Annotated in this window: 19 protein-coding genes; 13 read left to right on the forward strand and 6 right to left on the reverse strand. The window is 66.7% G+C overall.

Annotation, left to right across the window (positions count from 1 at the left end):
• The first annotated feature begins 186 nt into the window (after positions 1 to 186).
• Together prrA and AB431_RS24440 are read left to right on the forward strand one after the other, a co-directional pair.
• Complete coding sequence (gene prrA, locus AB431_RS24435) at positions 187 to 888, forward strand: two-component system response regulator PrrA (protein WP_047332111.1); 702 nt, start codon at positions 187 to 189, stop codon at positions 886 to 888.
• Positions 889 to 895: 7 nt separating this feature from the next.
• Positions 896 to 2,233: a HAMP domain-containing sensor histidine kinase gene (locus AB431_RS24440; RefSeq protein ID WP_047332112.1), complete on the forward strand. Its 1,338-nt coding sequence runs from the start codon at positions 896 to 898 to the stop codon at positions 2,231 to 2,233.
• On the opposite strand, the gene AB431_RS24445 is transcribed toward AB431_RS24440, so the two are convergent.
• Positions 2,230 to 3,024 carry an SDR family NAD(P)-dependent oxidoreductase gene (locus tag AB431_RS24445; RefSeq protein WP_047332113.1) on the reverse strand — a complete coding sequence of 265 codons (795 nt, stop codon included), beginning with the start codon at positions 3,022 to 3,024 and terminating at the stop codon, positions 2,230 to 2,232. The genes AB431_RS24440 and AB431_RS24445 overlap by 4 nt on opposite strands.
• 154 nt (positions 3,025 to 3,178) lie before the next feature.
• On the opposite strand from AB431_RS24445, the gene AB431_RS24450 reads away from it, so the two are divergent.
• Genes AB431_RS24450 through speB (AB431_RS24465) form a run of 4 tightly spaced genes read left to right on the forward strand, consistent with a single transcriptional unit; the run spans position 3,179 to position 7,399 of the window.
• Complete coding sequence (locus AB431_RS24450) at positions 3,179 to 4,738, forward strand: ABC transporter substrate-binding protein (protein WP_047332114.1); 1,560 nt, start codon at positions 3,179 to 3,181, stop codon at positions 4,736 to 4,738.
• Positions 4,738 to 5,340: a TetR/AcrR family transcriptional regulator gene (locus tag AB431_RS24455; RefSeq protein WP_047332115.1), complete on the forward strand. Its 603-nt coding sequence runs from the start codon at positions 4,738 to 4,740 to the stop codon at positions 5,338 to 5,340. The genes AB431_RS24450 and AB431_RS24455 overlap by 1 nt, the downstream gene beginning before the upstream one ends.
• A gap of 14 nt (positions 5,341 to 5,354) precedes the next feature.
• Positions 5,355 to 6,449: an agmatinase gene (speB, locus tag AB431_RS24460; RefSeq protein ID WP_047332116.1), complete on the forward strand. Its 1,095-nt coding sequence runs from the start codon at positions 5,355 to 5,357 to the stop codon at positions 6,447 to 6,449.
• Positions 6,449 to 7,399, forward strand: coding sequence for an agmatinase (gene speB, locus AB431_RS24465; RefSeq protein WP_047332117.1), 951 nt, complete (start codon positions 6,449 to 6,451; stop codon positions 7,397 to 7,399). Before speB (AB431_RS24460) ends, speB (AB431_RS24465) begins: the two co-directional genes overlap by 1 nt.
• Before the next feature lie 3 nt (positions 7,400 to 7,402).
• Here the strand turns inward: speB (AB431_RS24465) and AB431_RS24470 are convergent, their stop codons facing one another.
• A complete protein-coding gene (locus tag AB431_RS24470) occupies positions 7,403 to 8,152 on the reverse strand; it encodes a class II aldolase/adducin family protein (protein ID WP_047332118.1) in 750 nt (249 codons plus the stop codon).
• A gap of 22 nt (positions 8,153 to 8,174) precedes the next feature.
• Here AB431_RS24470 and AB431_RS30875 point away from each other — a divergent pair, with 22 nt between their 5' ends.
• The 5 genes from AB431_RS30875 to AB431_RS24490 all read left to right on the forward strand — a co-directional run bounded on the left by AB431_RS30875 (position 8,175) and on the right by AB431_RS24490 (position 11,366).
• Entirely contained in the window at positions 8,175 to 8,336 is a 162-nt protein-coding gene (locus AB431_RS30875; RefSeq protein WP_158423560.1) for a hypothetical protein, read from the forward strand.
• A gap of 105 nt (positions 8,337 to 8,441) precedes the next feature.
• On the forward strand, positions 8,442 to 9,275 hold the full coding sequence (locus tag AB431_RS24475) for a creatininase (protein WP_235435751.1): 834 nt from the start codon (positions 8,442 to 8,444) through the stop codon (positions 9,273 to 9,275).
• A gap of 2 nt (positions 9,276 to 9,277) precedes the next feature.
• Positions 9,278 to 9,988 (forward strand): SDR family NAD(P)-dependent oxidoreductase, encoded by a 711-nt coding sequence (locus AB431_RS24480; protein ID WP_047332119.1) that lies wholly within the window; start codon positions 9,278 to 9,280, stop codon positions 9,986 to 9,988.
• On the forward strand, positions 9,985 to 10,704 hold the full coding sequence (locus AB431_RS24485) for an SDR family NAD(P)-dependent oxidoreductase (protein ID WP_047332120.1): 720 nt from the start codon (positions 9,985 to 9,987) through the stop codon (positions 10,702 to 10,704). The genes AB431_RS24480 and AB431_RS24485 overlap by 4 nt, the downstream gene beginning before the upstream one ends.
• Positions 10,701 to 11,366, forward strand: a complete 666-nt coding sequence (locus tag AB431_RS24490) for a TetR/AcrR family transcriptional regulator (RefSeq protein ID WP_052960388.1) — start codon at positions 10,701 to 10,703, stop codon at positions 11,364 to 11,366. Before AB431_RS24485 ends, AB431_RS24490 begins: the two co-directional genes overlap by 4 nt.
• Positions 11,367 to 11,370: 4 nt before the next feature.
• Here AB431_RS24490 and AB431_RS24495 read toward each other — a convergent pair whose 3' ends face one another.
• Genes AB431_RS24495 through AB431_RS24510 form a run of 4 tightly spaced genes read right to left on the reverse strand, consistent with a single transcriptional unit; the run spans position 11,371 to position 14,358 of the window.
• Complete coding sequence (locus AB431_RS24495) at positions 11,371 to 11,733, reverse strand: FKBP-type peptidyl-prolyl cis-trans isomerase (RefSeq protein ID WP_047332121.1); 363 nt, start codon at positions 11,731 to 11,733, stop codon at positions 11,371 to 11,373.
• Between the two features lie 18 nt (positions 11,734 to 11,751).
• Positions 11,752 to 12,537 (reverse strand): GntR family transcriptional regulator, encoded by a 786-nt coding sequence (locus tag AB431_RS24500; protein WP_047332122.1) that lies wholly within the window; start codon positions 12,535 to 12,537, stop codon positions 11,752 to 11,754.
• 4 nt (positions 12,538 to 12,541) lie between these two features.
• Positions 12,542 to 13,318, reverse strand: a complete 777-nt coding sequence (gene fabG / locus AB431_RS24505) for a 3-oxoacyl-ACP reductase FabG (protein ID WP_047332123.1) — start codon at positions 13,316 to 13,318, stop codon at positions 12,542 to 12,544.
• Between the two features lie 26 nt (positions 13,319 to 13,344).
• Positions 13,345 to 14,358: a phosphotransferase enzyme family protein gene (locus AB431_RS24510; protein ID WP_047332124.1), complete on the reverse strand. Its 1,014-nt coding sequence runs from the start codon at positions 14,356 to 14,358 to the stop codon at positions 13,345 to 13,347.
• A gap of 280 nt (positions 14,359 to 14,638) precedes the next feature.
• On the opposite strand from AB431_RS24510, the gene AB431_RS24515 reads away from it, so the two are divergent.
• Positions 14,639 to 16,213, forward strand: coding sequence for an APC family permease (locus AB431_RS24515; RefSeq protein ID WP_047332125.1), 1,575 nt, complete (start codon positions 14,639 to 14,641; stop codon positions 16,211 to 16,213).
• Positions 16,214 to 16,253: 40 nt separating this feature from the next.
• A complete protein-coding gene (locus AB431_RS24520; RefSeq protein ID WP_047332126.1) occupies positions 16,254 to 17,573 on the forward strand; it encodes an aspartate aminotransferase family protein in 1,320 nt (439 codons plus the stop codon).
• Positions 17,574 to 17,597 lie beyond the last annotated feature (24 nt).

Below are 17,597 nucleotides of genomic sequence, written 5' to 3' on the forward strand. Positions count from 1 at the left end.
ACATATGCGGCACGTCCGACACGACTCCCCCGCATTCGATGATTCCACGCACCGCAATCGGTTATCGGACACACCATTCGCACCGTAGGACCTCAACAACGATTGAGGTCAAACCCTTCCGCCGCAGGTCATCGTGTCGCGTCGGCCTCCCACTGATACGGGCTTCGATCAGGCAAGATAGTGCGCATGGACAGTAGTTCGGCCGCACCACGAGTACTGGTGGTCGATGACGATCCCGACGTGCTCGCCTCGCTGGAGCGCGGGCTGCGGCTCTCCGGATTCGAAGTGGCCACCGCCGTCGATGGTGCCGAAGCCTTGCGGTCGGCCACCGAGACCCGGCCCGACGCGATCGTCCTCGACATCAACATGCCGGTGTTGGACGGTGTGAGCGTGGTGACCGCGCTGCGCGCGATGGACAACGACGTGCCGGTCTGCGTGCTTTCGGCACGCTCGTCGGTCGACGACCGGGTCGCCGGTTTGGAGGCGGGCGCCGACGATTACCTGGTCAAACCGTTCGTGCTCGCCGAGCTCGTGGCGCGGGTCAAGGCGCTGCTGCGCCGGCGCGGCTCCACGGCCACGTTCTCCTCGGAGACGATCCAGGTGGGCCCGCTGGAGGTTGACATCCCCGGCCGGCGCGCCCGGGTCAACGGCGTCGACGTCGACCTGACCAAGCGCGAGTTCGACCTGCTGGCCGTGCTCGCCGAGCACAAGACGGCGGTCCTGTCCCGAGCCCAGCTCCTCGAGCTGGTGTGGGGCTATGACTTCGCCGCCGACACCAACGTCGTCGATGTCTTCATCGGTTACCTGCGCCGCAAGCTCGAGGCCGGCGGCGCGCCCCGACTGCTGCACACCGTGCGCGGAGTCGGTTTCGTGCTGCGCACCCAGTGACCGGCCTGTGACGCTGCCGCGCATCGTCCGCCGCACGCCATCGCTTCGCACCCGGGTGGCGTTCGCGACGGCGATCGGTGCGGCGATCGTCGTGACGATCGTCGGTGCCATCGTGTGGGTGGGGATCACCAACGACCGCCTGGAACGGCTGGACCGGCGCCTCGATGAGGCGGCGGGCTTCGCGGTTCCGTTCGTCCCGCGCGGCCTCGACCAGATCCCGCCGTCGCCCAACGACCAAGACGTGGTGATCACCGTCCGCCGGGGCGACGCGGTGCGGTCCAATTCCGACGTGGTGTTGCCGCGGCTGACCTCCGACTACGGCACGGCCGAGGTCGACGGCGTCCGGTACCGGGTGCGCACGGTCGAGCTCTCCTACCCGGAGGCCACGACGCTGGAAGTCGGCGCCACCTTCGACGACACCATCGCCGATACCAACAACCTGCACCGCCGGGTGCTGATCATCTGTGTGTTCGCGGTCTGTGCCGCCGCCCTGCTGGGCTGGGCGCTGGCAGCGTTCGCGGTGCGGCCGCTGCGGCGGCTGGCCGCGCAGACCCGGGAGATCCAAGCCGGCGACAAGGCACCCGACGTCGAGATCGGGGGTGCCACCGAGGCGGTGGAGATCGGTGAGGCGATCAAGGGTCTGCTGGAGCGGATCTGGACCGAACAGGAGCGAACCCAGGCGGCGCTGGCCTCGGCCCGCGATTTCGCCGCGGTGTCGGCACACGAACTTCGGACGCCGCTGACCGCGATGCGCACCAACCTCGAGGTGCTGGCCACCTTGGACATGACCGACGAGCAGCGCAAGGAAGTGCTCGGTGATGTCGTGCGCACGCAGACCCGGATCGAGGCGACGCTGGGTGCATTGGAACGCCTTGCCCAGGGCGAACTTTCGACCGAGGCCGATCAGGTTCCGGTCGACATCACCGAACTGCTCGACCGCGCCGCACACGACGCGATGCGGGTCTACCCCGATCTCGAGGTCTCGCTGGTGCCGTCACCGACGTGCATCATCATCGGCCTGCCCGCCGGTCTTCGGCTGGCGGTGGACAACGCGATCGCCAACGCGGTCAAACACGGTGGCGCGACGCGCGTGCAGCTCTCGGCGGTCAGTTCGCGCGATGGCGTTGAGATCGCGATCGACGACAATGGCTCCGGAGTCCCGCAGGCGGAGCGATCGGCGGTGTTCGAGCGGTTTGCCCGCGGGTCGACGGCGTCGCACTCCGGTTCCGGGCTCGGGTTGGCGCTCGTTGCGCAGCAGGCCGAAATCCACGGCGGCACAGCCACGCTGGAGGACAGTCCGCTCGGCGGCGCGCGACTGATGCTGCGCCTGCCGGCGCCGCACTAGGCCGCTGGGGTGGCGCCGCAGATCGCATTGCCACCGTCGATGATCAGCGTGGTTCCGGTGACGTAGGAGGCCCCGGGCGTCGCCAGGAAGGCGATGCCGGCCGCCACCTCGTCGGCGGTGGCCGACCGTCCGACCGGGGTGGCATTCCCCGCGGCGACCTCCGACGGCAGCTGGGCGGCCGTCGCGATCCACCCGGGCAACACGAGGTTGGCGGTGATGCCGTTCTTGGCGTAATCGACGCTCATGGAACGGGTCATCCCGAGCATCGCGGCCTTGGCGGTGTGATACCCGACGTCCCCGGTGTAGGCGGTCAGCACCCCGGCCGTCGAGCCCACATTGACGACCCGTCCGTAGCCGCGTTCGACCATTCCGGGCAACGCCGCACGGGTGACGTAGAATGCGCTGTCCAGGTTGCGCCGCAAGGCAAGTGACCATTCCTCGTCGCTCATTACCATCAGCGAGTTGGGCTCCTCGGGACTGTGCACCGAGGCCAGGCCGGCGTTGTTGACCAAGATGTCGAGCTTGCCGAACGCCGCCTCGGTCGCCTCGACCAGACCGCGGGCCGCGTCGCGGTCGAACAGGTCGGCAATGTGGGCCTGCGCCCGGATACCGTCACCGGCGAGCTCCTCGACTCGCTGATACACCCGATCGGTGGTACCGGTCACCATCACCGCGGCACCCAGTTCACCCAGCAGCCGCGCGGAGGCGAAGCCGATACCGAGCTCACTGCTCGATCCGGTGACCAGAGCCACCTGACCGCTCAGGTCGAACGCGCTTGGCGTAGCGGGCATTGCGCTTGCTCCCTCCGTGGTTTCAGCTGTACGACGCCGACACTAGGGCGTCACCGCGACCCTTTCTAGGTCGAACGTCCAAAACTTGGACGTTCGTACAAGGTAGTAACCGTCATGTCACACAGTCGAAATCAGCCGAGCTGAAACTTGGCCGATGAAACTCCTGTCGGGAATCGTGCCCCTGGCGCTCGTCGCGCTGCTGCTCGCCGGCACGGCATGTTCGGGAAAGACCAACAGCCCCAATGACATTGCCGCCGCGGCATCGACGGTGCGCACTCCACTGATGTCGGACCCGCCGCCGCTCGACCCGGACACGTTCTACCAGCCTGAAGGCCTGCTGATCATGACCTCGACCTACCAGGGGCTGCTCCAGTACGCGCCCGGGTCGACGAAGATCGCACCGTTGCTGGCCACCAAGTGGGACGTCACCGCGGACGGACTGACGTACACCTTCACCCTGCGTGACGGCGTCAAGTTCGCCGACGGCACCCCGTTCGACTCCGCAGCGGCCAAGGCCAGCTTCCAACGCCGCACCGACATGGCCGCCGGGCCCGCCTACATGCTGGCTGACGTCAAGGACATGCAGACCCCGGACCCGCACACCTTCGTGGTCACGCTCACCAAACCCGTTGCGCCCTTTCTGGATTACCTGGCATCCCCCTACGGACCCTTGATGACCAGCCCGACCGCCGTCGCGCAGCACACCACCGGCAACGATCATGCCTCGACGTGGCTGGCCTCGCACACCGCGGGCACCGGCCCCTACGACCTGACCGAAGCGGTGCAGGCCAGCCACTACACGATGACCGCGAACAAGAACTACTGGGACACGGCGCCCAAAATCACCTCGGTGCAGATGCCGGTGGTGACTTCCTCAGCGGTGCAGCGCCTCCAGCTCGGCAACGGCGAACTCGACATGGTCCTGCACGGGCTGTCCAAGGGCGACTATGAAGCCCTGGCCACCGGCGCCAACACCGAGGTGCTGCAGCAGAACGCCCTGATCAAGGCGATGATCATGGTGAATCCGGCGTCGGCGGTCTTCTCCTCGAAAGACGCGCGAGCGGCACTATCCGCCGCGCTCGATCAGAAAGCGCTGACCACACAGGTTTTCGGTGCACAGGGGTCGCCATCGACGCAGTTCTATCCGGTCGGGATGCTGCCGGACGGCGCGGTTCCCGACGTGCACACCTATGACCCGTCGAAGCTGGCCGCACTTGGCAAGAGCGGCGGTGAGGTATCGATCGGCTATCCGTCCGGCGACAGCAGCCTGCAAGACCTGGCCAACCAGACCCAGGTGATCCTGCAGGCCGCGGGCTTCAAGGCGACGGTCCGCGATTTCCCGTCAGCCCAGCTGTTCGCACTGCCCCAAAACCCGGACCAGCGGCCCGATCTGTTCGCCGAGTCGTGGAATCCCGATGCCGCTCACCCCGATACCTTCTCGAGGATCTACCAATACACGAACGCACCGGTCAACATCCAGGGCTGCTCGGTGCCGGAGGCCGACAAGCTCCTGGACGCCGGCAGCGCCGAACCCGACCCGGCGAGATCGCAGGCGCTCTACGTCGACGCTGCCAAGGCCTATCGCGACTCACTGTGTTGGATCAACCTGTCAGACCTGTACAACACGGTCGCCGCCAGCAAGGGTTACTCGGGTTGGCAGAGCCAGCCGGCGTGGATGTGGGACACCGACTTCTCCACCCTCAAACACCAGTGATGACGACTGGCACCACCGCTCGCGGCGCAGCACGTCGAACCGAGATCATCGATGCCGCAATCGAAGTGATGGCACGGGTCGGCCTGGCCGGGCTCTCGATGCGTCTGGTGGCCAACCAGGCCCAGATACCGCTGGGCGCGCTGAGCTACTACTTCGACGACAAGTCCGATCTGATCGCGCAGTCGTTCGCACAGTTGTCGGATCGCGAGATCGACCGTGTCGTCGCCACCGCGGAGCGGCTCGAACCGTCGATGCCGGCCGAGCAGCTCGCCGATCTGGTCGCCGACATGATCATCGACGGGTTCAGCTCACCGCCCGGGGCGATCGTCACCCGCTACGAACTGGTCACCGAGGCCAGCCGCGACGAACGTCTGCGACCGATGTTCGAAGCCTGGTACGCGGCAATGATTCCCGCGCTCAGCAGGCTCTTCCGCGAGATCGGGTCGGGCCAGCCTGAACTCGACTCGCGCACCGTGATGGCGGTGATGGCCGGTCTGGAGATCGACAACCTTTACCGTCCGCTCGGCCCCGTCGACAAGCGTCGAATCCGGGCGACCCTGCGTCACGTGTTCAAAGCCGTCATCGCACTGCACGAGATCTAGGAAAGGCAGCACACATGGCAGGCGTCCTGTTCGGGCCGGACATCACCTTTCTCGGTGTCCCCCGATGCGACCTCACCGACGAATCCAGTTATGCCGACGCCGATATCGTCATACTCGGTGCCCCCCTGGACGGCGGCACCACCTACCGCTCCGGCGCCCGGTTCGGACCATCGGCGTTGCGTCAGGCGTGTTACCTACCGCAGGACGGGTCCCGCCCCAGCCTCGCACTGCGGGTCGACGGCCTCAAAGACCTGCGCGTCTACGACGCCGGCGACGTGATGCTCTACAGCGGCAATATCGAACAGGCCGTGAAGATGATCGAGGAGGACGTCTACAAGATCACCGCCGCCGGCGCGATCCCGATCGTCCTCGGCGGTGACCACACCATCGCGTGGCCGGACCATACCGGCGTCGCGCGCCACTACGGGTTCGGCAAGGTCTCGATGATCCACTTCGACGCCCACGCCGACACCGGCGACATTCACAACGGGGCCCTCGTCGGGCACGGCACCCCGATGCGCAGGCTGATCGAATCCGGCGCCCTGCGGGGAGATCGCTTCCTGCAGCTGGGATTGCGCGGGTATTGGCCCGACGAGCCCGTCCTGCAGTGGATGGCAGCACACGGCCTCCGGTCTTATGAGATGACCGAGATCGTCGCCCGGGGCTTGGAGCCCTGCCTGACCGAGGCGTTCGAGATCGCCACCACCGATTGCGAGGGTGTCTTCATCTCCGTCGACATCGACGTGTGCGATCCCGGCCATGCTCCCGGCACCGGAACACCCGAGCCGGGTGGCTTCTCGGCCCGTGAACTGCTCGACGCCGTCCGGCGCATCTGCTACGAGTTACCCGTCGTGGGTGTGGACGTGGTCGAGGTGGCACCACCGTACGACCATGCGGACATCACCGCGCTGCTCGGCAATCGCGTTGTCCTGGAGGTTATTTCCGCGATCGCCCGCCGACGTAAGGACAAGGCGAGCGGTACCACGTGGGATCCGACGCAACCGTTGCTCGCCGGGCGCGAAGCCGACGAACAGCTCCGGCTGATCACCGAGGGCGAGCAAGCACGTCGCCGCGGTGTCGGCGGAGCCCGGCCACACCACCACCACTGATGGCCGACGCACCCGTCGGCGCCACCCCGTCGACCCAGGTACCCCGCTACGCGGGCAAAGGCACCTTCGCACGGATCGCCGACATCCACGAGGTGCCCGACTACGACATCGCGGTCGTCGGTCTTCCGTTCGACGGCGGCACCTCCTACCGGCCGGGAGCACGGTTCGGCCCGATGGCCGTGCGCCAGGCGGCTCGCACCCTGCGGCCGGGCTATCACGTCGAGTTCGGTGTCGCACCGCTGGAGCAGGTGCAGATCGTCGACGCCGGAGACGTGACCATCACGCCGTTCGACATCGCGCAAGCCTGCACGCAGATCGAGAACGGTATGCGCGACATCATCGGCCAGCGGGCACGCAAGGTGGTCGCGATCGGTGGTGACCATACCGTCGCTCTGCCGAATCTTCGCGCGCTGCGGGCATTCCACGGACCCTTGGCTCTCGTGCATTTCGACGCCCACCTCGACACCTGGGACACCTACTTCAAGGCGCCGGTGACCCACGGCACCCCATTCCGCCGGGCGTTCGAGGAGGGCCTGCTCATCGAGGACCACTCGATCCACGTCGGCATCCGCGGCCCGATCTATGACCGGATGGACCTCGAAGACGACGCCCGGATGGGATTTCGGATCATCCGGGCCGGCGACCTCGACGTCATGGGCGTCGAAACCGCTGTCGACATCGTGGCCCGCCGGGTCGCCGACCTTTCCGTCTACCTCTCGATCGATATCGACGTCCTCGATCCCGCGTTCGCGCCCGGCACGGGCACACCGGAATCCGGAGGACTGACCTCCCGCGAGCTGTTACGAATGCTGCGCCGCCTCAACGGAATCAATGTTGTCGGCGCGGATGTCGTCGAAGTCGCGCCCGCCTACGACCATGCCGAGATCACGTCGATCGCCGCCGCGACAGTGGTCTTCGATCTGCTGAGTCTGATCGTCGCCAACAGCTGAGCGTTAGATCGAGTCGGGTACGTAAGTCCTTTGCGCCCACTGGAATACCTGCCAGGCAGCCCCCTCGTCGAACATGTCGTGCACCCGCCGGGCGGCCTCGGCGCCGATCGGCTTGGCGTCGCGTGCCTTGACCTGAACCTCCGCGCTGCGCTCCATCATCAAGAAGTAGCCGACCGCCGCGTCGACACTGCCACCGACGGTCAACAGGCCGTGGTTGCGCAAGATCGCGGCCCTGGCTTCCCCCATTGCCGCCGCGATGCGTTTGCCTCCGTCGGTCGAACCGATGTTGACCTCCTCGTCGTCGAAGATCTCGTGATCGTCGAAGAAGGCGCAGGCCTCCTGCGAGATCGGCGTCAGTTTGGTCACCATCGCCGAAAACGGTGTGCCGTAAGGGGTATGGCAATGCGCGGCGGCAACGACGTCGGGACGAGCTTCGTGCAGCGGGGCGTGAATGTAGTAGGCGGCCACGTTGATGTGACCCCCGTCGACCGTCCCGTCGGCATGTACGAGCACCAGATCGTCGGGTGTCATGAACCGAAACGGCACGCCGTAGCGGCCAAGCCAGAAGCAATCAGGGCGCTCCGGGTCACGGGCCGAGATGTGCCCGTCGCCCAGCGAACCCCACCCCACGGCGCCGAACACACGGTACGCCAGTGCCAGACGTCGCTTGCGGTGCTCGCGAAGCTCGCTGAGATCGTTGATCACCGGTTCGGCGGCATCCGGGTCGAGGAAATTGCTCGGGTCAATCACCATGGTCCTATTCCCTGTGCTTTCAATGACGATATCGAAATTGTTCGCCCGCGTCGTGGCGAGCCGAATGGAGCAACATTGTCGAGCCGTCATGATGGGCGTGTTCGTCGACGACCTTCGCCGGTGGCTGCGCGGCGAGCGGCTGCACAACATCGTCGATCCCGACCTCGGATACGTTCGCGGCTGACGGTGTTTCGGACGCAAAACCCAGCTGTTTCGATAATGTATCGAAAGCGCGAAAATCGCGCTGTCGTGTTATCAATTGTTCGTCTCCGAATGAATAAGGTGAGCGATGATTGACGACCGGATGAGTCCCGCCATCGGCGCCGGCACCACCGAATACGAGTGGATGACCTGGCCCGAGATCGCGGCGGCCGCTGCCGCCGACGCGCCGGTCGTCATCGCGGTGGGTTCGACCGAGCAGCACGGCCCGCACTTGCCGGTGAGCGCGGACTGGGTGATCCCGCAGGCGCTGCTGCGCCTCGCCGCGGCCAAACGCCCATTCGTGGTGGGCCCGGCGCTGCGGCTCGGCTACCGGTCGCGGCCGGCCAGCGGCGGCGGGCAGCAGTTCCCCGGCACCGTCTCATTGCGCGCCACCACCTTCATCGCAATGATCGAGGACCTGCTCGATGAGCTGATTCGCACCGGATTTCGCCGAATTGTCCTGTACAACTGGCACTTCGAGAATACGAACTTCGTTTACGAGCCTGCCTACCTGGTGTCGGGGCGTTCCCCCGGCGTGAAGATCGTGGTCGTCGAGAACGCGATGCCCGAGTTCGGGGCAGCCGATCTGGACGTGTTGTTCCCCGACGGCTTCCCCGGCCTCGCGCTCGAGCACGCCGCGGTGATCGAAACGTCGCTGTTCGAACACCTCCTGCCCGCCACCGTGCGGATGGATCGCATCGTCGACGACGCACCGGCCCGAAACGTGCCGTGGGATGTGCTGCCGATCGACCCGTCGATGTCGACCGCTACCGGGGTCCTCGCGTCGGCGACACAGGCCACCGCCGCCAAGGGCGAGTTGCTGGCCGAGCGGATCGTCGACCACATCGTGTCCATCCTCGATGCCGAGTTCGAACCGATCGAGCGCACCGCGATGCAGTTGACCGCCGACCAGGAAAGCTGACGGTGGCAGGCACAGCCCTGGTCACCGGCGGCGCCAGCGGGATGGGCCGGGCAACGGCATATCTACTCGCCGAACGCGGTTACCGGGTCGCGATCGACCACCTCGACCGTGCGGCCGACGCCGAGCAGGTCGCCTGCGATATCGGCGGCATCGCCTACGAGGCCGACGTCGCCGACGTCCGGGCCGTCGACGCACTCGTCGCCGCCGTCGAGTCGGATCTCGGCCCGATCGACGTCGCGGTGGCCTGTGCGGGCTTCGACGTGGACGTGCCATTGGAGGAGGTGACCGAGGATCTGTGGCGCCGCAGCCTCGAGGTGATACTCGGTGGCTGCGCCAACGTGATCGCGACGGTCGGGCCGCGAATGCGGGCGCGACGACAGGGATCGATCGTCGGCATCTCTTCGGAGCTGGCGTTGCTCGGCGACGAGAACCATGTGCCGTACGTGACGGCGAAGTCGGCCATGATCGGGCTGGTTCGCTCGATCGCTCGCGAGTACGGCCCTGATCAGGTGCGCGTCAACATCGTCTGCCCGGGCCCTACCGACACCGAGATGCTGACCGAGCGCTGGCGCGGCGAGGACTACCGGCGCAGCATCGCGCTGAACCGGTTCGGCACCCCCGACGAACTGGCCCGCGCGATCGTCGACGTGGCCGAGTGGACCTGGCTGACCGGCCAGGTGGTCTCGCCCAACGGCGGCGTGGTGATCCAGTGAGCGGACCCATCGCACTGGTGACCGGCGCCGCGGGCGGGATCGGCCGTGCGATCGTGACGGCACTCGCCGATGCCGGCTGGACCGTCGTCGCCAGCGACCTGCCCGAAGCCGGCGAGATCCCCGGCGCCGCCAGGACAATGCCGGCAGACCTGCGCGCCCGGACCGCGTGCCGCGCTCTCGTGGACGCCGTCGTCGCCGACTTCAGCCGGCTCGACCTGCTGGTGAACAACGCCGCCACGATGACGGTCGTCGCGCCGACTCCTGCCACGATGGACCTGTGGTGGCGAGACATCGACGTGAACCTGTCGTCGCCGCTCTGGCTGACCCAGGCCGCGGCGCCGGCGCTGCGCGCGGCGTGCGGACAGGTCGTGAACATCTGCAGCATCTCCGGGCTGCGCGGCGAGCCGGGCTTCAGCGCCTACGCGGCCAGTAAGGCCGGCCTGCTCGGGATGACCCGCTCGCTGGCGCGCGAACTGGCACCGGCAGTGCGGGTCAACGCTGTCGCCCCCGGGCCAACCGACACCGAACAACTCCACCGCGACGCCGAGTTTCGCGGGGTCAGCCTGGCGCAGCTGCACCGCGAGTACAGCGCCGAAATTCCGATCGGCCGGCTGATCCAGCCCGGTGAGGTGGCCGGCGTGGTGCGGTTCCTGGCCGGCGCACGTTCGTTCACCGGCGAGTGCGTGCAGGTCAACGGCGGGATGCTGATGTCGTGACAAGCGAATTCGACCGCCGCGGAGACATTCTCGTGGTGGCTGCCCGGCTGTTCGCCGAGCGCGGTTATCTCAACACCACGATGACCGAGATCGCCCGCACCTGCGGGCTCGGGCAGTCATCGCTCTACTACTGGTTCCGGCAGAAAGAAGACATCCTGTTGGGCCTGCTCGCCCTCAACCGGGTGTCTCTCGCGTTCGCCCGGCAGATGGTGGCAGCCTCGGGTTCACCCGCGGTGCGGCTGCTGCGCCTGCTGCGATTGGACATCGGCGAGCTGTGTTCTGCTGCGGTCGACATCTGTGAGGTCGAGGTGCTCGCCGAAGCGCAGCCCGAGGTGTTCGCCGAGTTCTGGGCTGACACCGCCGAACTGCACCGGCATATGGCCACGCTCATCAGCGACGGCATCACCTGCGGTGAATTCGTCGACTGCGACCCCGAATTCGCCGCGCTGAACATCTGCGCCGCCGAAGAAGGCGTGCAGCGCCGCTATCGGAACTCCGCCGCGCACGCGCCCGGCGGCAACAGCCCGTTCCGGCACCCGGACTACTCGCGTGAGCACATCGCCGATGAACTGTCCGCCATGTTGGTGCGCGGACTACTGCGCGACCCGACGACGCTGCCGGCCCTTCGGGCCCAGGCCGGCGACTGCAGTGACGGCCGGTAGCCGGTTAGCGGGTGGCCAGCAGGTCGATGATGAAAATGAGTGTCTTTCCGGACAGCTGGTGTCCGGAGCCCGCCGGGCCGTACGCCTGCTCGGGTGGGATCGTCAATTGACGCCGGCCACCGACTTTCATGCCTGGGATACCGTCCTGCCAACCCTGGATCAACCCGCGCAGCGGGAAGGAAATGGACTCACCGCGATTCCACGAGCTGTCGAACTCTTCACCGGTGTCGTACTCGACACCCACATAGTGCACATCCACGACGGCGCCGGGCTTGGCCTCATCGCCGTCGCCGACCACCAGGTCCTCGATGACAAGATCGCTGGGCGCCGGGCCGTCGGGAAATTCGATCACGGGTTTGCTCGTCACCGGTCACACAGTAGTCGCTCAGGCGCTGCTGACCGAGCGTTCTACCCGCCCGTCCGTACCGCGGCGCTCCCGCGCGGTGACGGTCGACGTCGTGGCGGTCAACCGCACCCGGTCGGCGCGGAACAGGTCGTAGGCATACTCGAACGGCCGGTCGGCGGCGTCGCGGGTGATCCGGGTGATCGCCACCAGCGGCCGCCGGTGCGCGATGCCCAGCCAATCGGCCTCCCGCGGACTGGCGCTGACCACCTCGATGGTCTCACTGGACGTGGCGGGCACCAGCCCGTAGCGCACGGCGAACAGCTCGTAGAGCGAGCCGCCGAGAGGTTGCTCCAGCAAGTCGATGACATGCCCGGCGACGAAGCACGAGAAGTCCACCGAGAGTGGCACCCCGTCGGCGAAACGCAGCCGACGGATCGCGAAAATGTCGTCGCCTGCCTCGATTTCCAGGGCAGCGGCCTCGGCGGGAGTCGCCGGTCTGCGGTCGGTGGCGAGCACCCGGGTCGCGCTGGTGTGCCCACCGCTGCGCAGCCGGGCGGGCAGCCCGGCCAGCTCGGCGGCGTTGCGCTGCACCACATCTGCGCGGACGAACGTACCGCCGTTGCGACCGGTGCGGCGTTCCAGTACCCCGGCGCGACTCAACGGCAACAACGCACTGCGCAGAGTGGATCGGGAAACCTCGAAGCGGTCGGCCATCTCACGTTCGGTGCCCAGCCGGGAGCCGGGCCGGAGGGTGCCCTGCGCGAGCATCGACAGGATGCGCCGACGCACATCCTCGGCGATCGGCCCGCCTTCCGACTCCTCCATCGGACTAGGAGCTCAGCGCATCCGGCGATTCCGGCAGCACCTGGCCGCCGTCGACGGCGATCGCCTGACCGGTGATGTAACCGGCTTCGACGGTGGCCAAAAAGGCAGCCAGGTGGCCGATGTCCTCGGGCTTTCCCAGCGCGCCGGCCGGGATTGCCTTGGTCATCCCCGCGATGTAGTCCTCGCCCATGTCCGCGAGGCCTTCGGTGAAGATGTTGCCCGGCAGCACCGCGTTCACCGTGATCCCGTGCCGGGCCAATTCGATTGCGGCGGTGCGCATGAAGCCCAGCTGAGCGGCCTTGGACGCGCCGTAGTGCGACCAGCCCGGGAACCCGGTGATCGGCCCGGTGATCGACGACGTCAGAATCACCCGGCCGCGCCCGGAGGCGATCAGCGCGTCCAAGCAGGCCTGCACGGTGAACACGTTGCCTTTGACGTTGACGTCGAGAACCTCGGCCAGCTGTGCCGGCGTCATCGTGGCCACCGGCGCCTCGGGGAAGATACCGGCGTTGGCGCAGACGACGTCAATGCCGCCGAACGCGCCGATCACCGCGGCGGCCAGTTCGGCACAGGCGCCCGGACTGGTCACATCGGTCGTTATTCCCAACACTTTTCCGCTGCCCAGCGCATCCAGATCCGCCACGGCCGAGTCGAGCTCGGCCGCCGAACGGGCGGCGATCGCCACGTTGGCGCCCGCAGTGGCGAACACCGAGGCGATGCCGCGGCCGATCCCCTTGCTGCCGCCGGTCACCACGACGGACGTGGATTGCAGATCAAACACGCGTAACTCCTTGCCTATGAAGGGTTTTAGACCCTGGACCCGAAGATTGCATCCTGTAGCCAGGTGTGGTCCTCCAGATAACGCCGAGCCAGCCGCGCGGTGTTCGGAGCGAAATCCGCACCGACACCGATCGCCGCGTCGGCGTCGAAGTGCGAGGCGATCCACGCCGTGAGCATGATTCGCCGCATCATCACGAACGACGGAATGAGCGCAAGGTGGTCGGCAGGGATTGCGCCGACCTGGAAATAGCCGGTGAGCCACTCGGTGATGATGCGTTCGCCGGCCGGCGTGTCTTCGATGAACGACACCGCCGCACCCAGATCCGCGAGATACCAGGACCAGCCGCAGTCGTCGAAGTCGATCACGGTGATGCCTGCCCCCGGGTCGGCAGGATTGACCATCAGGTTGGCCAGCCGCAGATCGGCGTGGACAAGGCCGAAACGGTCTGGCGCCGAGCCGAAGTCGGTGAGCTTCGCGGTGATCTCGTCGGCGGCGCGCTGAATCAACGCCCGGTCGCCGTGGGTGAGGCCGGGCGCCAGCCGCCAGTTACCCCAGCGAGCGTCAGGGCCCAGTATCGTCTCGAGGTCCCAGCGGAACCGGGTGAATCCGGCTGGGAACGACCAGTTCCTGGCGTGGGAATGCATGACGGCGGTGAGCCGGCCGAGTTGGTCGAAGCCGACGGCGTCCGGGTCCTCTTCGGCTGTGCAACCCGCGACAAATGTGACCGCGTCGACATGCAGGACGTCGCCGTCGACCTCGGCGGCCACCACGTCGGTGCCGTCACGCGCGGCCACCAGCTCCGGCGTGACCACCGAGGTCTCGGTCCGCAGCGCCTGCATCCACGCCAGCTCGGAGCGGATCGCCTCCAGCGAGTGATAACCGGGCCGGTGCACTCGCAGGACGATCGGGTCGTCGTCCTGAACCAGGTAGGTGGCATTCTCGGACAGGCTGAGCAGCCGCAGTGGCGTCTCGCTTGCGCGACCGTATGCGGGCAGTGCTGCGCGCGCGAAGAACTCATGAGTCGGCGGCAATCCCGGCATGGGACCAGTGTGGACCATAAGAACCCATCGAGCAGACCAAATCCACACATTTAACGTTCCTGTTTCGTGGCCCGGTTCTGCGAAACAAGCCGGAAACATCCTTTGCGTATGGGACGGAAGTTCCTGTTGACCAGGCGATCTGGCGGGGGTAACAATGGCGTCGTCGCACCACAAAGCCGTGCCGACATCACCCTCACGTCCCCGGGTGTACCTGCATTCGGGAAATACCAGACCAAAAGCCGCGCGACCCCCAGTCACGCATCAGATGGGAAACCACACAATGAGCGAGATCATCGATCCGCCGGCCCCGGCCGGCACCGATGCCAAGTCCGACAGCGTCCAGCGGCTCAAGCCCAATGCCGTCGGGCTGATCGGCGTCCTGTTCATGGCCGTCGCCACGGCCGCACCGATCACCGCCATGGTCGGCAACGTGCCGATCGCGGTGGGATTCGGCAACGGCGCCTATGCGCCGGCCGGGTACTTCGTCGCCACGATCGTGCTGACGTTGTTCGCGATCGGCTACGCGGCGATGAGCAAGCACATCACCGCCACCGGCGCGTTCTACGGCTACATCTCGCACGGGCTGGGCCGTATCGTCGGTCTTGGCGCCGGGTTCCTGACCGCGATGGCCTACATGGTGTTCGAGGCATCGCTGATCGGAATCTTCGCCTTCTTCGGCAACGACACGTTCAATTCCCTGTTCCACGTCAATATTCCGTGGATCGTCTTCGCCATCGGCATGCTGGTGGTGAATCTGGTCCTGACCTACTTCGACATCAACGTCGCCGCCAGGGTGCTCGGGGTCTTCCTGATCACCGAGATCGTCATGTTGTCGTTGATGGCACTCTCGGTGCTGTTCACCGGTGGCGGCCCGCAGGGCTGGTCGTGGGGATCGCTCAACCCGCTCAACGCTTTTCAGAACCTGTCCGGCTCGGTGGCCGGAGCCGACGGCAGCATGCTCACGGTGGCCGGCTCGGCGGGCATCGGTCTGTTCTTCGCATTCTGGTCCTGGGTGGGCTTCGAGTCCAGCGCGATGTACGGCGAGGAGTCCAAGAACCCGAAGAAGATCATCCCGATCGCGGTGATCAGCTCGGTGGTCGGCATCGGCGTGTTCTACATCCTCATCTCCTGGCTGGCGATCGTCGGCACCGGTCCGCAGAATGCCATTGCCCTGGCCCAGGATTCGGCCACGGCCGGTGACATCTTCTTCGGCCCGGTCGGAGCGCACCTGGGAACCTGGGCGGTCGACCTGTTCAAGATCCTGTTGATGACGGGTTCGTTCGCCTGCGGTATGGCGTTCCACAACTGCGCTGCCCGCTACATCTACGCGATCGGCCGGGAGAACGTGATCCCCGGCATGCGCAAGACCCTGGGCGCCACCCACGCCACGCACGGCTCGCCGCACATCGCCGGTCTCGTACAGACCATCTTCGCGACCGTGGTGGTGCTGTTCTTCGCCCTGACCGGACGGGACCCCTACACCGGCCTCTACGGACTGATGGCACTGCTGGGCACCACCGCCATCCTGATCGTGCAGGCGCTGGCCGCCTTCGCGGTGATCGCCTACTTCCATGTCGGCAAGAACCATCCGGAGACGGCGAACTGGTTCCGGACGTTCACCGCGCCGCTACTCGGTGGCCTCGGCATGCTCTATGTGATCTACCTGCTGGCCAAGAATGCATCGTTCGCGGCGGGCACCGCCTCCAGCGACTGGGTCTTCGAGATCATTCCCTACGTGGTGGCCGTGGTCGGCATCGGTGGCATCCTGCTCGCCGTGTTCCTTAAATACAAGTCGCCCCAGCAATATTCGGAGCTGGGACGCACCGTCCTGGAAGAGGCGCACGAACGCCAGTGAGGACCGTCACGGGCCGCGTCGTCAACGAGGGAGTAGCGATATGAGCTTTTCCAACATCATGGACTCCAACAGCTACTCGGCGGATCACCCGGTCGATCCCGCCACCGAATCGTTGATCGCGGCCCGTGACCGCATCCTGGGCCCGGCGTACCGGCTGTTCTACCAACGGCCGGTGCACCTGGTCCGCGGCGAGGGGACTCGCCTCTATGATGCCGACGGCGCCTGCTATCTCGACGCCTACAACAACGTCGCCAGCGTCGGCCACTGCCACCCGCACGTGGTGGAGGCGGTCACCCGCCAGCTGTCCACCCTGAACACCCACACCCGCTATCTGCACGGCGGCATCGTGAATTACAGCGAGCGCCTGCTGGGCACAATGCCGGAGCAGATTGACCAGGTGATGTACGCCTGCACCGGCTCAGAGGTCAATGACCTGGCATTGCGTGTCGCCGAAATGTACACCGGCGCAAAGGGTGTCATCGTCACCACCGACGCCTATCACGGCAACACTGCCGCGGTCACCGCGATCTCGCCGTCCATCGGCGGCGCCACCGTGCTCGGTGAGCACGTCCGTACGGTCCCGCCACCGGACAGCTACCGCATACCCGCCGACGAACTCGCCGACCGGTTCACCGCCGACGTCGTCACCGCGATCGACAAGCTGGTCGACAGCGGCGCCGGTTTCTCCGCCCTGATCGTCGACACCATCTTCTCCTCGGACGGCATCTATCCCGATCCCTCCGTGCTGGCGCCTGCGGTGGAGGCGGTGCACCGTGCCGGCGGCGTCTTCATCGCCGATGAGGTGCAGCCGGGATTCGGCCGCACCGGCGATGCGATGTGGGGCTTCCTGCGGCACGGCGTGGCGCCGGATCTGGTCACGATGGGCAAGCCCATGGGCAACGGCATGCCGATCGCGGCGATGGCGGCCCGCTCGGAGGTGCTCGACGCCTTCGCCCGCGAGGTGCCCTACTTCAACACCTTCGGCGGCAACCCGGTGACGGTAGCCGCGGCGGCGGCCGTCCTGGACGTCATCGAGGACGAGAAGCTGATGTGCAATGCCGCAGACGTCGGTTCGCAACTGCGTTCCGAACTCGCGCGCCTCGGCGCCGATCATCCGCGCATCGGCGATGTCCGCGGCGCCGGGCTGTACGTCGGCGTCGAGGTGATCGATGAAACCGGTGCGCCGGACCGGGCCGGTGCCCGGGCACTGGTCAACGCCATGCGGGAGCGCCGGGTGCTGATCTCGGTATGCGGCCACGACGGCAACGTGCTGAAGATCAGACCGCCACTCGTCTTTTCCAGCTCCGACGTCGACTGGTTCTGCACCGAGTTCGCCGCCGCCCTCGCTTCGCCGTTTTGAGCCGTCTTCGTCAGGCACACTGGA

This window comes from Mycobacterium sp. EPa45, assembly GCF_001021385.1.
Classification (GTDB): domain Bacteria; phylum Actinomycetota; class Actinomycetes; order Mycobacteriales; family Mycobacteriaceae; genus Mycobacterium.